The sequence below is a fragment of the Mycobacterium sp. MYCO198283 genome (assembly GCF_021213805.1).
In the GTDB taxonomy this organism is placed as follows: Bacteria; Actinomycetota; Actinomycetes; order Mycobacteriales; family Mycobacteriaceae; genus Mycobacterium.
Genome location: NZ_JAJQJI010000006.1, coordinates 1 through 12,733, shown reverse-complemented (window position 1 = coordinate 12,733; position 12,733 = coordinate 1). Strand labels below are relative to the sequence as shown.

Annotated in this window: 12 protein-coding genes; 1 reads left to right on the top strand and 11 read right to left on the bottom strand. The window is 72.1% G+C overall.

Annotated elements, in window-relative coordinates:
• Nucleotides 1-36 precede the first annotated feature (36 nt).
• The 11 genes from xerD to LV457_RS12520 all read right to left on the bottom strand — a co-directional run bounded on the left by xerD (nt 37) and on the right by LV457_RS12520 (nt 11,167).
• Nucleotides 37-966, bottom strand: coding sequence for a site-specific tyrosine recombinase XerD (xerD, locus tag LV457_RS12570; protein ID WP_232171827.1), 930 nt, complete (start codon nt 964-966; stop codon nt 37-39).
• A gap of 14 nt (nt 967-980) precedes the next feature.
• Nucleotides 981-1,604, bottom strand: coding sequence for an NUDIX hydrolase (locus LV457_RS12565; protein WP_232171518.1), 624 nt, complete (start codon nt 1,602-1,604; stop codon nt 981-983).
• Nucleotides 1,597-3,363, bottom strand: a complete 1,767-nt coding sequence (locus LV457_RS12560; RefSeq protein ID WP_232171517.1) for a CTP synthase — start codon at nt 3,361-3,363, stop codon at nt 1,597-1,599. The genes LV457_RS12565 and LV457_RS12560 overlap by 8 nt, the downstream gene beginning before the upstream one ends.
• A 119-nt stretch (nt 3,364-3,482) precedes the next feature.
• Complete coding sequence (locus tag LV457_RS12555; protein ID WP_232171516.1) at nt 3,483-4,421, bottom strand: copper transporter; 939 nt, start codon at nt 4,419-4,421, stop codon at nt 3,483-3,485.
• Nucleotides 4,422-4,442: 21 nt separating this feature from the next.
• A complete protein-coding gene (gene steA, locus LV457_RS12550) occupies nt 4,443-5,627 on the bottom strand; it encodes a putative cytokinetic ring protein SteA (protein WP_232171515.1) in 1,185 nt (394 codons plus the stop codon).
• Between the two features lie 90 nt (nt 5,628-5,717).
• Nucleotides 5,718-7,463 carry a DNA repair protein RecN gene (recN, locus tag LV457_RS12545; RefSeq protein WP_232171514.1) on the bottom strand — a complete coding sequence of 582 codons (1,746 nt, stop codon included), beginning with the start codon at nt 7,461-7,463 and terminating at the stop codon, nt 5,718-5,720.
• 1 nt (nt 7,464) lies between these two features.
• Nucleotides 7,465-8,400, bottom strand: a complete 936-nt coding sequence (locus tag LV457_RS12540) for an NAD kinase (protein WP_232171513.1) — start codon at nt 8,398-8,400, stop codon at nt 7,465-7,467.
• Nucleotides 8,397-9,209 (bottom strand): TlyA family RNA methyltransferase, encoded by an 813-nt coding sequence (locus tag LV457_RS12535; RefSeq protein WP_232171512.1) that lies wholly within the window; start codon nt 9,207-9,209, stop codon nt 8,397-8,399. The genes LV457_RS12540 and LV457_RS12535 overlap by 4 nt, the downstream gene beginning before the upstream one ends.
• A 6-nt stretch (nt 9,210-9,215) precedes the next feature.
• Complete coding sequence (locus LV457_RS12530) at nt 9,216-9,398, bottom strand: hypothetical protein (protein ID WP_232171850.1); 183 nt, start codon at nt 9,396-9,398, stop codon at nt 9,216-9,218.
• 15 nt (nt 9,399-9,413) lie between these two features.
• Entirely contained in the window at nt 9,414-10,406 is a 993-nt protein-coding gene (locus LV457_RS12525) for an HAD-IIA family hydrolase (RefSeq protein ID WP_232171511.1), read from the bottom strand.
• On the bottom strand, nt 10,406-11,167 hold the full coding sequence (locus tag LV457_RS12520) for a tetratricopeptide repeat protein (protein ID WP_232171510.1): 762 nt from the start codon (nt 11,165-11,167) through the stop codon (nt 10,406-10,408). The genes LV457_RS12525 and LV457_RS12520 overlap by 1 nt, the downstream gene beginning before the upstream one ends.
• 295 nt (nt 11,168-11,462) lie before the next feature.
• On the opposite strand from LV457_RS12520, the gene LV457_RS12515 reads away from it, so the two are divergent.
• Nucleotides 11,463-12,587: a hypothetical protein gene (locus LV457_RS12515; protein ID WP_232171509.1), complete on the top strand. Its 1,125-nt coding sequence runs from the start codon at nt 11,463-11,465 to the stop codon at nt 12,585-12,587.
• Nucleotides 12,588-12,733 lie beyond the last annotated feature (146 nt).

The following is a 12,733-nucleotide window of genomic DNA, read 5'->3' as shown; positions in this document are numbered from 1 at the left end:
CCGGCGGCAAACCGGCCGGTGACTGTGGACCAGCTGTCAACGGGCGCGCGGATGCGCTCCGGCCCACACTTCCCGCAACGCCGAGACGGTCACCAGGGTGTAGATCTGCGTGGTGGTGACCGACGCATGGCCCAGCAATTCCTGCACCACGCGGACGTCGGCGCCGCCGTCGAGCAGGTGGGTCGCGAACGAGTGCCGCAGCGTGTGCGGGGAGACGGTCGCGGTCAGCCCGGCGCGTTGCGCGGCGTCCTGCAACACCTGCCAGGCACTCTGGCGTGACAGCCGCCCGCCGCGGGCGTTGAGGAAGATGGCCGGCAGGCCGCGACCCCGCCGCGCCAGCTCCGGTCGGCCCCGCACCAGGTAGGCGTCGAGCGCGTCGACGGCGGGCCGTCCGACCGGGACGAGCCGCTGCTTGCCGCCCTTGCCGCGCAGCAGCATCGACCGCGCCTCGGTGTCCACGTCGTCGACGTCGGCGCCGACGGCCTCGGAGATCCGGGCGCCCGTGGAGTACAGCAACTCCAGCAGCGCGCGGTTGCGCAGCGCCAGCGGTCCGTCGCCGGGAGAGTCGCCGCCGGCGCCGTCGAGCAGCGCGAGGACCTGGTCGACGGTCAGGCTCTTGGGCAGCCGCCTGCTCGGCATCGGGGGTTTCACCGCCGCCGCGACGTCGGCCGTCGTCAAGCCCTCCGCCGCGGCGAAGCGGTGCAGCCCGCGCACGGCGATGACGGCCCGCGCCGCCGACCCCGCCGACAGCGGTGGGGTGTCCGTCTCGGGGTCGCCGCGGCGCAGCGCCAGCAGGAAGTCGGTGACGTCGGCCTCGGTCACCGCCGACAGGTCGTCGACGCCGCGAGCGAGCAGGAAGTCGTGGTAGCGGCGCAGGTCGCGCCGGTAGGAGCGCAGGGTGTTGAGGGCCACTCCGCGCTCGATGGTCAGATGATCGAGGTAGCCCGTGAGCTGGTCGTCGAGCAGCGGCGCGACGGTGGTCACGGCCGGTTCCGCCGGGCCGCGAACGCCGTCGGCCGGTCGGTCCAGACTGCGTCGACCGGGCGCGCCTCGTAGCTCCCGTCGCGCAGCACGCGGTAGGCGAGCAGGCCGGCGACGGCGATGGAGTTGCAGATCTCACCGCGCAACGCCATGGCGACCGCATCGTCGAGGGCGAACCACTCCAGCCGCAGGTCGGCTTCCTCGTCGTGGGCCTGCGGCCGGTCGACGCGGCGCAGCCCGGTGGCCAGGTAAACGCGGACACTCTCGTCGCTGAAACCGGGCGCCGAGTCGAGGTCGACGAGCACCTGCCAGTGCTCGGCGGCGAGGCCGGCCTCCTCGACCAGTTCGCGGGCGGCGCTGACGTGCGGCTCTTCGCCCGGCGCGTCGAGCAGGCCGGCGGGCAGCTCCCACAGCCGCCGCCGGAACGGATGCCGGTACTGGTAGACCAGCGCGACGCGGCCGTCCTCGTCGGCGGCGACCACGGCGACGGCGCCGTAGTGCTCGACCACTTCGCGACGGGCGGTGCGGCCGCCGGGCATGCGGACCTCGTCGGCGCGCAGCGCGAAGATCTTTCCGGTGTAAAGGGTTTCGGAGTCGACGACCGCGAAGTCGTGGTCAGCCACGGGCGGCCGGTTCGGACATCCGGTGTTCGACCGCCTGGTGCTCGGTTCCGTTGGCCCGGTGCTCGTGGTGCTCCGGGATCTCCACCGGCAGGCGTTCGGCCGCCTTGTAGTCGAGCGCCGCGGCGACGAACGCGACGAACAGCGGATGCGGCCGGGTCGGTCGGCTCTTCAGCTCGGGGTGCGCCTGCGTGCCGACGATGAAGGGGTGCTGGTCGGGCGGGTACTCGACGAACTCGACGAGATGCCCGTCCGGCGAGGTGCCGGAGAAGCGCAGCCCGCTCGCGGCGATCCGGTCCCGATAGGCGTTGTTCACCTCGTAGCGGTGCCGGTGCCGCTCCGACACCTCCGTGCTCTGGTAGGCCTGCGCCACCAGCGAATCGGGTGCCAGCACGGCGGGATAGGCGCCCAGCCGCATGCTGCCCCCGAGATCGGCTGCGCCGGCGACGACGTCCTGCTGGTCCGCCATCGTCGAGATCACCGGATCCGGGGTGTCCGGGTCGAACTCGGCGGAGCTCGCCGCGCTCAGGCCCACCGACCGGGCGGCCTCGATGACGATGCACTGCAGCCCGAGGCACAGACCCAGGACGGGCAGGTTGCGGGCGCGCGCATACCGGATCGCGCCGATCTTGCCCTCGATGCCGCGGATGCCGAAACCGCCGGGGATGAGGATGCCGTCGACGTCGGCCAGGGCGGCCGCGGCGCCGCTGTCCAGCTCGCAGTCGTCGGAGGCCACCCACCGCATCTCGACCCGCGCGCGGTGTGCGAAGCCCCCGGCGCGCAGCGCCTCACTCACCGAGAGGTAGGCGTCGGACAGGTCGATGTACTTGCCCACCAACGCAATACGCACGGTCTCGTGCGGCTCGTGCACGCGGCGCAACAGGTCGTCCCACACCGTCCAGTCGACGTCGCGAAACGGCAGGCTGAGTCGCCGGACCACGTAGGCGTCGAGCTCCTCACGGTGCAGCACCTTCGGGATGTCGTAGATCGACGGCGCGTCGGGCGTCGAGATGACGCCGTCGACGTCGACGTCGCACATCAGCGCGATCTTGTCCTTGAGCGGCTCCGGCACGTCGCGGTCGCAGCGCAGGATCAGCGCGTCGGGCGTGATGCCGATGCTGCGCAGCGCGGCCACCGAGTGTTGGGTGGGTTTCGTCTTCAGCTCGCCCGACGGCGCGAGATAGGGCACCAGCGACACGTGCAGGAAGAAGCAGTTCTCGCGGCCCACCTCGTGGCGGACCTGGCGGGCCGCCTCGAGGAACGGCAGGGATTCGATGTCGCCGACCGTGCCGCCGATCTCGGTGATGACGACGTCGGGCCGGTTGCCGTCGGCGTCGGGCTCGGCCATCGCCAGGACGCGCCGCTTGATCTCGTCGGTGATGTGCGGGATGACCTGCACGGTGTCGCCGAGGTATTCGCCGCGCCGCTCCTTGGCGATGACGGTCGAGTACACCTGGCCGGTGGTCACGTTCGCGAAGCCGGACAGATCGCGGTCGAGAAACCGTTCGTAGTGGCCGACGTCGAGATCGGTCTCCGCGCCGTCCTCGGTCACGAACACCTCACCGTGCTGGAACGGGTTCATGGTGCCCGGATCGACGTTGAGGTACGGGTCGAGCTTCTGCATCGTCACCTGCAGGCCCCGGGCGGTGAGCAACTGTCCGAGGCTCGAGGCCGTCAGCCCCTTGCCGAGCGAGGACGCCACGCCGCCGCTGACGAAGATGTGCTTCGTGGCGGTCTGTGGATGCTTGCGTAGAACGGGCAACAGCCACCTCCGTGACGACGGCGAACCGAGTTCGTACCCGGTTGGGGGCCTGCCGACCCACGGAATCTCACCCTAACAGCGACACCGACAAGCCGCGGCGGACACGCGGTGCAGCCGTGTCACTCCGGGACGGTGACCGCGGCGGCGCCCTGGCCGGTGCCGTACTGCGCGGGTGGGGTGCCGTCGAGCAGCTGCCGCAGCGCCAGCACCGCGGTGATCCGGCCGGACTCGACGTCGCCGTTGTCGACGGTGCTGACCGAGCCTGCCAGCGACGGGTCAGACCTGGTCACCGCGACCGCCGCGGTCCCCGTCGCACAGCCTTGCGTGCCGAGCACCAGCGTGCCGCTGCCGTGCGGCGCGAGCGCCGCGGCGAACCTCGCGACCGTCGACCCCTGGTTGCCGGCCTCGGCGCCGAGCCCGCCGCCGGTGACCACCAGCGCCAGGTCCGCCGGCTCGACGCCGCCGTCCGGATAGGAGACGAACCCGGTCTCGCGCAGCGCGGCGAGCACGGTGTCACGCTGCGCGGGGTCCACCGGCGGCGCGGGCCGGCGCGGGCGCTGCAGTGCGATCCCCAGCAGGTCGCCGGCCTGGGAGCCCTGGTCGACGAGCGTCGCGTTGCGCGACGTCCCCGCCGGCAGCACTGACGACGCCACCACCGACCGCAGCTTCTCGGCGGTGTTGGCGTCGACGAACTGCTCGGTGAGCGCCACGGTGCCGGTGACGCGTCCGCCCGCATCGCCTACCAACGTCGTCATCCTGTCGACGACGTCCGTCGACGCATCCGGCGTGGTGAACAGCAGCACCGTCTTGTCGGCCAGCGCGCCGCGCACCATGCGGCCGGCCATCACGGTGTCGAAATCGCTTGCCGCGGCGAGCCGTTCGTTCAGCGCGTTGTTGCGGTCGGTGAGCTCGCCGATCTGGTGCTGTAGGTCGCGCTTGTCGTTCCGCAGCCCGGCCAGCAGGGTGTCCGATAGCAGGCCCGAGCCCAGGACAACGCCGATCGCCAGTGCCAGGAAGACCGCGGCCAGTGAGATCGCATGGTGCCGAAGGGTGATCACGGGTTGTCGTCCCTCCGCCGGTCAGGTGACCAGACCCTGCACCCACACCGAGATGCGGGTCCAATAGGTGCTCAGCCAGGCGAGGACGGCGTGGTCGGTCTCCGACACCCACAGCGCTGCGATGACGGCGATCAGCATGGCGAGCACCAGCAGCGCGATCGCGCCGCCGGAGATCCGGCTGTGGTACAGCGTGGCCACCGCCTTGGCGTCGACGAGCTTCTCGCCCACCTTGAGGCGCGTGAGGAAGGTCGACGGCAGGCTCGCCTGCCGGCCGCGGTCGAAGAACTCTTCGAGGGTGGCGGTCTGGCCGGCGGTGACGATGAGCGCCGCGCCGTGGTGGTCGGCGAGCAGCAGCGCCAGGTCGGCGGCGGAGCCGGCGGCCGGGAACGTCATCGCTCCCACCCCGAGGTCCTGGATGCGCTCCAGCCCCGGCGCGTGGCCGTCGGCGTCGGCGGGCAGCACCACCTGCGCGCCGGATTTGAGCACCTCGGTGCTCAGCTGCTCGGGGTCGCCGACGATGAGCTGCGGGCGATAGCCGTGTTTGCGCAGGATGTCCGCGCCGGTGCCTGCTCCGATGAGCACCGGCTGGTATTCCTTGATGAACGGCTTGAGGCTGCGCAGGTCGTCCTCGGCGCGGGGCTCGTCGGCGACCACGAGGACGTGGCGCCGGTTGAGGTCGACGTCGACGTCCGGGATGCCGATGCCGTCGACCAAAAGCGGGCTCTCGCTGCGGATGAACTCGATGGTGTTGCCGGCAAACGCCTCGAGGTGCGCCACCAGCCCACTCTTCGCCTCGTGCATCAGCTCGGCGATGTCGGCGTCGCTGCGTTCGACGCCGTGGACCAGTCGCCGGTCACCGGAGTACACGCCGCCGTTGTGCAGGCGGATCCGCGCGCCGTCCTTGACCTTCTTGAAGGTCTCGGCTCCGGTGTCGTCGATCAGCGCGATCCCGTTGGCGACCAGCACCTCCGGGCCGAGGTTCGGGTACCGGCCCGAGATCGACGGTGACGCGTTGACCACGGCGGCGACCCCGGAGTCGACCAGCACGTCGGCCGTCACCCGGTCGAGGTCGAGGATGTCCAGCACCGCGATGTCACCGGGGCCGACCCGCCGGAGCAGCCGTTCGATGTCGCGGTCGACGCGGGCGGTGCCGGTGAGGCCGGGTCGCGAGCTGGTATTGCGGGACAGCAGCGCTGACATCTTCATGGAAGGGGATTTTTGCGTCGAATCGCGACGACGCGCGGGAGGCGCGCCGTAACACGTGCCACAACAGTCACAGCTGCAACAGCCGGCTCGTCAGCTCTCGGAGCGGTCCGCCGCGGCGGCCGCGAGCAATTCGCGGGCGTGGGCCCGGCCGCTGTCGGTGTCGCCGAGACCCGCCAGCATCCGCGCGAGTTCCGCCACACGGTCGTCGTCGTCGAGTCGGCGGACCACGCTCGTCCGGCCGGAACTCTCCACCACCAGGTGCACGTCGGCGAACGCCGCGACCTGCGGCAGGTGGGTGACGACGATGACCTGGTGGGTGCGCGCCAGACGCGCCAACCGGCGACCGATCTGCACCGCTGCGCGCCCACCGACGCCCGCGTCGACCTCGTCGAACACCATCGTCGTGCCCTCGTCCGACGCGGCCAGCACCACCTCGAGCGCCAACATCACCCGGCTGAGCTCACCGCCGGACGCGCTCTTGTGCAGCGGCAACACATCGGTGCCGCGGTGTGCGGCGAAGCCGAACTCCACGACGTCGGCGCCATCCGGACCGGCGTGCACCAATTGTTCGGACGCCAAGGGCAGCGCGGCGGCGTCGTCGGGGCGGGCCGGCTGCGGCGCCACCGAAACGGTGAATGCGGCGTCCGTCATCGCGAGGCCGGCCAACTCCGCGGTGACCGCCTTCGCGAGCCCCTTGGCGGCGCGGGTGCGAACCTTCGTCAGTTCCGTCGCGGCCGCGGCGACCTCGCGGCCGAGTTCGGCGACCTGCCGATCGAGCCCGGCCAGCGCCTCCTCCGAGACGTCGAGCGTCAGCAGCCGGTCGCGGGCCTGCGAAGCCCACCGCAGCACCCCGTCGACGTCGGCGGCGTACTTGCGGGTCAGCGCCCGCAGCTGGCCTTGCCGAGCAAGCTTGGTCTCCAGCGCGCTCGCGTCACCGGGCAGCTCCGCCAGGAACCCGGTGAGCTCGGTGGCCACGTCGGACACCGATGTCAGTGCCTCGTCGAGCTGGGTCGCCAGCGCGGACAGGGCGGCGTCGTCGCTGCTCTGCAGCAGCTGCAGCGCCGCCCCGAGCCGCATGGTGGCAGCACCCTCGTCGCCGTCGTCGACGCCGACCAGGGCCGCCCGCGCATGCTGAGCGGCCTCGCGCAGCGCGTCGAGCTCCGACAGTCGGCGGATCTCGGCCACCAGCGCCTCGTCCTCGCCCGGCAGCGGGTCGACGGCACTGATCTCGTCCAACGCGAACTTCAGGTTGTCGGCCTCCTGCGCCAGTTCACGGGCGCGGACGGTGCGTTCGGCGAGGTCGCGCCGGGCCTGCAGCCACGCCTGGCGGGCCGTGCGGTAGCGCTCGAGCTTCGAGGCGGCGCCGGCGTACCGGTCCAGCGCGGCCCGCTGCTCGTCGGGTCGCATGAGGCGCAGCTGGTCGTTCTGTCCGTGCAAGGTCAACAATTCGGCGGTGAACGCCGACAGCGAGCGCGCCGGCACGCTGCGACCGCCGAGGTAGGCCCGCGACGGGCCGTCGCGGCTGACCGACCGCGCGGCGATCACGCTGCCGTCGTCGTCCCGCACCGCGCCGCACGACTCGAGGAGCTCCGACACGGCGGCTTCGGCGGCCGCGCCCAGCTCGGCCGTGGTGAACCGACCCTCCACGACCGCTCGGTCGGCGCCCGAGCGCACCCTGGTGGCGTCGGCGCGGGCGCCGCCCAGCAGGTGCAGGCCCGTCACCACCATGGTCTTGCCGGTGCCGGTCTCGCCGGTCAGCACCGTGAAACCGCGACCGAACTCGGCCGTCGCCGCGGTGATCGCGCCGAGTGATTCGATGCGGATCTCGGAGAGCACGTCAGTCGCCCGCCCGCTTGGGGCCCCGCCATCCCGTCACCGGCAGCCGGAATTTGCGGACGACGCGGTCGGTGAAGGGTGCGCTGTCGAGGCGGACCCAGCGCACCGGCACGTCGCATCGCACCACCTGCAGTCGGCCGCCGGACGGCACCACCATCTCGCGGCGGCCGTCGCAGAACACCAGCGCGTCGTGCCCGCCCGCCTCCACCTCGATCGCGATGCAGGCGTCCGGGCTGGTGACCATCGGACGGGCGAACAGCGCGTGCGCGTTGTTGGGCACCACCAGGATGGCTTCCAGGTCGGGCCACAGCACCGGTCCCCCGGCCGAGAACGCGTAGGCCGTGGAACCGGTCGGGGACGACACGAGCACACCGTCGCAGCCGAACGCCGACACCGGCCTGCCGTCGATCTCGATGACCACCCCGAGCACACCGAGCCGCGGCCCCTTCTCGAGCGACGCCTCGTTCAGCGCCCAGCCGTGGCTCACCACCCGCCCGTCGACGTGCACGGAGATGTCGAGCGTCATCCTGTCCTCGACGCGGTAATCGCGCGCCACGATCCGCTCGAGCACGTCGTCGATGGCGTCGGCCTCCGCTTCGGCCAGGAAGCCGATGCGGCCGAGGTTCACACCGAGCACCGGGATGTCGGCGTTGCGCGCCAGTTCGGCGGCCCGCAGGAAAGTGCCGTCACCGCCGAGCACCAGCACCAGTTCGCAGCCGACGGCCGCCTCGCCGGTGGGGTCGACGACCTCGACGCTCTCCATGCCCCACAGCGGATGCGTCGCCGGCGGGGCGGCCTTGCGATCCACGGACTCGGCGCTGAGCAGCCGCAGCGCGATGCCGTGATCGGTCAGCGTCTTGTGCACGCGGCGCGCGGTCTCTGCGGCCTCGTCGCGACCGGTGTGCACGACCAGCAGGATCTTGCGGTCGACGGTCACTGCGGCCCCTGGGCCACGGCGCGGTCGATGGCCTCGTCGAGGTCGGCGTCCCGCAGCGGCCGATCGGTGTCGGCCCGCAGCCGCAGGAAGTACTCGACGTTGCCCGACGGGCCGGGCAGCGGGCTCGCCGTGACCGCCACGGTGTGCCAGCCGAGGTCGGCCGCCCGCCGCGAGACGGCGCGGACGGCGTCGGCCCGCGACCGCGGATCCGACACCACACCTCCGGCGCCGACCAGCTCGCGGCCCACCTCGAATTGCGGCTTCACCATGGGAACGATATCGGCGTCGGGTGACACGCAGGTCACCAGCGCCGGCAGCACCGTCGCCAGGGAGATGAAGGACAGGTCGGCGACCACGCCGTCGACGGGCCCGCCGATGCGGTCCGCCGTCAGCTCCCGGACGTTCGTTCGCTCCATCACCGCGACCCGGGCGTCGGAGCGGAGCCGCCAGGCCAGTTGCCCGTAGCCGACGTCGACGGCCACCACCTGGCGGGCGCCGCGCGACAGCAGCACCTCGGTGAAGCCGCCGGTCGAGGCGCCGGCGTCCAGCCAGCGGCGACCGCTCACCGCGACGTCGCCGAAGGCGTCGAGCGCGCCGAGCAGCTTGTGCGCGCCGCGGGACACCCAGCGGTGCTCCCCGGCATCGGCGACGGTGAGTGACGCGGTCGTCGACACCGCCGTCGCGGGCTTGACCGCCCGGATACCGTCGATGGTGACCAGACCGGCGCCGATCAGCTCGGCCGCCTGCTGCCGCGAGCGGGCCAGGCCCCGCCTCACGAGCTCGGCGTCAACCCGTGCGCGACGAGCCACCGCGCATCAGCCCTTCGCCACCGATTCCAGGGCCGCGACCAGCGTGTCGTGCGCCCGCTCGAGGCGGGTGGCCAGGTCGTCGAGGTCCACCGCGGCGCCGTCGGCGGCGGACACGTCGGGCAGCTCGGCGAGCTGGGCGGCGATGTCGGCACGGATGCGTTCGGGATCCCCGGTCATGATGTCTGCCACGCTAACCGATGGCGGTCACGCCAGCCCGACGGCGACGAGGGCCTGCTGGGCGCGGTCGTCGGCGGCGACGATACGTCCGCGCTCGAGTCCGGACGACCAGACCGCGTGGGCCAGCGCCCGCAGCGCCGCCATCGGATCCTCCCCGGCGATCGTCGTGAGCGTCACGGTGTCCCCGTCGACGGTGACCGAGTACTGGTCGTTCGGGCCGACGCGCACCGCAGCCGCCTCCTCGTTGAGTCCGCGCAGGTCCGCCGCGAGATAGGTCGGGCGTTCGTCGGGCGCTGCCCACACGGTCTCGGCAGCAGTGCTCACACCGGTGAGCACCATCAGGCTCGGCAGGCCGGCGGCGCAGGCACCGGCGAGGTCGGTGTCGAGCCGATCGCCGACCACCAGCGGTGACGTGGCGCCGACCCGGGCGGCGGCGTTGGTCAACAGCGCCGGCGCGGGTTTGCCGGCGATCTGCGGAGCCCGGCCGGTCGCCGCGCGCAGGGCCGCGACCATCGCGCCGTTGCCCGGTAGCAGACCTCGCTCGGTCGGCAGGGTGACGTCGACGTTGGCGGCCATCCACAGCGCGCCGTCGCCGATGGCCAGCGCCGCCTCGGCGAGGTTCCACCACGCGGTGTCCGGGGAATGTCCCTGCACCACCGCGACCGGTTGCTCGTCGTGCCGGCGTACCGGCAGCAGGCCGACGCCCTCGATCTCGCCGGCGAGCGCGTCGGTGCCGACGACGAGCACCCGGGCACCAGCGGGCAACTGTTCGGCCAACAGCGCCGCGGCGGCCTGCGCGCTGGTCACCACGTCGTCGCCGGACGCGGTGAACCCGAGCTCGCGCAGATGGGCGGCCACCTGCAGAGCGGTGCGGGAAGCGTTGTTGGTGACGAACAGGACGCGGGGTCCGGCGAGCGCGTCCAACGTCTCGCGGGCCCCGGCGGTGGGCTCGGCGCCCCGGTAGACGGTGCCGTCGAGGTCGAGGAGCAGACAGTCGTGCTGCTGGGCGAGGGTCGGCATCAGGCGAGCTCGGCGACCCGGTCCTCGGCGTCGGTGACGCCGTCGACGTCGGCGGCCGCCGCCTTGAGGAACCATTGCAGCGCTTCGTCGCGCCGGCCGAGGGCGAGCAGGGTGTCGGCGTAGGCGTAGGTGAGGCGCGCGGCGGTCGAACCCGTGCGCTGCGGATCCGGCGGAGGTGACAGCACGGCGAGCGCCTGTTCGAGCTGACCGAGGTCCATGCGGGCGCCTGCCGCCACGATCCGCAGCTCATCGGCGTCGTCGCCGGTCAGCTCGGCGGCGTCCGGGCCGCGGGTGAGCTCCAGCGCCCGCTCGGGGCGGCCGATGCCGCGCTCGCAGTCGGCGATCAGCGGAAGCAGCACCGATTTGCTGCCCATCCGGCGGGCAGCGCGCAACTCCGCGAGCGCCTGCTGCCAGTCGCCGCAGCGGTAGGCGGCGATGCCAACCGCCTCGCGGACCGCCGCAATCCGACCGGAACGGCCGCGGGCCGCGCGGGCGTGCGCCAGGGCAGCTTCGGGGTCCTCGTCGATCAGCGCGCCGGCCGCCACGAGATGCCGCGCAACGATGTCGGCGTTCACCTTGTCCAGGGTGGTGAGCTCACGGCGCACGTCCGGCGACAGCTGGCGCGCGTCGACGTCGGCCGGCAGCGGCGGCTCGTCGGGGCGTGCGTCGCTGCGCGGCGCGGCGCCCCGGGGCTGGGCGGGACGGGCGCGGCCGGGTCCGGACGAATGACGGACACCACCGCGCCGATTGTCCTGACTCACTCGATGATTCTCCGTAGCGGATGTGGGGAGCCGGGCTCCGCCGAGGTGCGGCCCCGCCCAATGTATCCCACCGGTCCCGTCGGCAACGAATTGCGAAGGCCGCCGACGGGCGATGTGGTAGACACGGCGAATGGTCGACGCAGCAACACAACGAACCTTTGCTGGGAGCATCGGAGCACCACTGCTGAGCGGAGGTGCCGTCTTGGTTTCCGTCGGCATCGTCGCTGCCAATGCGATTATCGCGACAGCCGGCGGGAATGATCAGCGGGATTTTCACTGGGTCACTGTTCGTGCGATGCGCGAAGCCTTTCCGGCGATCGACGTGGTCCACGTACAGACGGCCACCGCACCGCTCTACCACCTGGTGACCGCGGCGTTGTCCGAATCACTGGGGCTCGGCCAGGCCGGCACCGAAGTGACCGGCGGCACGTTCGCCGCGGTGCTCGCCGCCGTCGTCGTGTGGTTCGCCGGCACGGTGGCGCGCGGCTGGTGCCGGGCGCTGGCGGTGTTGCCGCTGCTGCTGTCGCCGTACTTCTGGGAGTCGGCGCTGTGGATGCTCAACGACGCGGCGGCGCTGCTGTTCGGATTCGGGGCGCTCGCCGTTGTGCTGCGCCGACCCGATGGGCGCACCGCCCAGCTGGTCGTCGGAATGCTGCTCGCCGCGGCCGTGGCGACCCGGCAGACCTACGTATGGGCGGTGGTGCCGGCCATGGCCGCGGTGCTCCTCGCGAACCGGCACCGGCCGCAGGCACAGCTGGCAGCCATCGGCTGTCGCGTCGCGGTACCGCCACTTCTGGTGCTCACCGCGCTGGTGGTGCTGTGGCACGGCTTCGTGCCGCCGTTCTTCCACGAGATCAACGCCGCGACCCGCAGCTGGGTCTCGCTGTCCTACTGCTTCGCCGTGGCCGCGATGTTCTTGACGCCGGTGCTGCTGTGCGTCGAGCAGCGCAGGTCCGTGCCGCGCGTCGTCGCCGTCGCCGCCGTGGGCCTGGCGGTGCTTCCCGCGCTGATCTTCTCCAGCACGGCAACGGTCTCGCCGGACGACACCCGACGTGGCGGCCTGATCTGGGGTCTGGTGGCGCACGGCCCGGCGGTGGGCGGCCGCTCGCTCGTACTGGTCGCGCTCGCCGGGACGGGTGCTTATGTGACGTGCCGGCTCGCCGCCCAGCTGTCGCCGCCCTGCGCGGTCGTCGCGACGACTGGCCTGTGTGCCCTTGCGGTGGTGCTGAGCGCCGGCGGCCAGCTCTACCAGAAATACTTCGAACTCCCCATCGCCGCTCTCGCCGTCTTCGCCGTGTGCGACGCACTGTCGGCCGGCACCGTGACACGGCGCTGGCCGCTTTGTCTTCTCGTCGCCGTGCAGGCGATGCTGACCATCGGAATTGTCATCCGACCGATCGTCTCGGCATTGTCGGGCTGAGCATTCGACCGCGGTGAAAAGGACCGAACACGAAAATTGCCCCCCACGTGCGTGGGGGGCAATTTCCGATGTGTGTTCGGCGGTGTCCTACTTTTCCGCCCGGGTGGGCAGTATCATCGGCGCTGGCAGGCTTAGCTTCCGGGTTC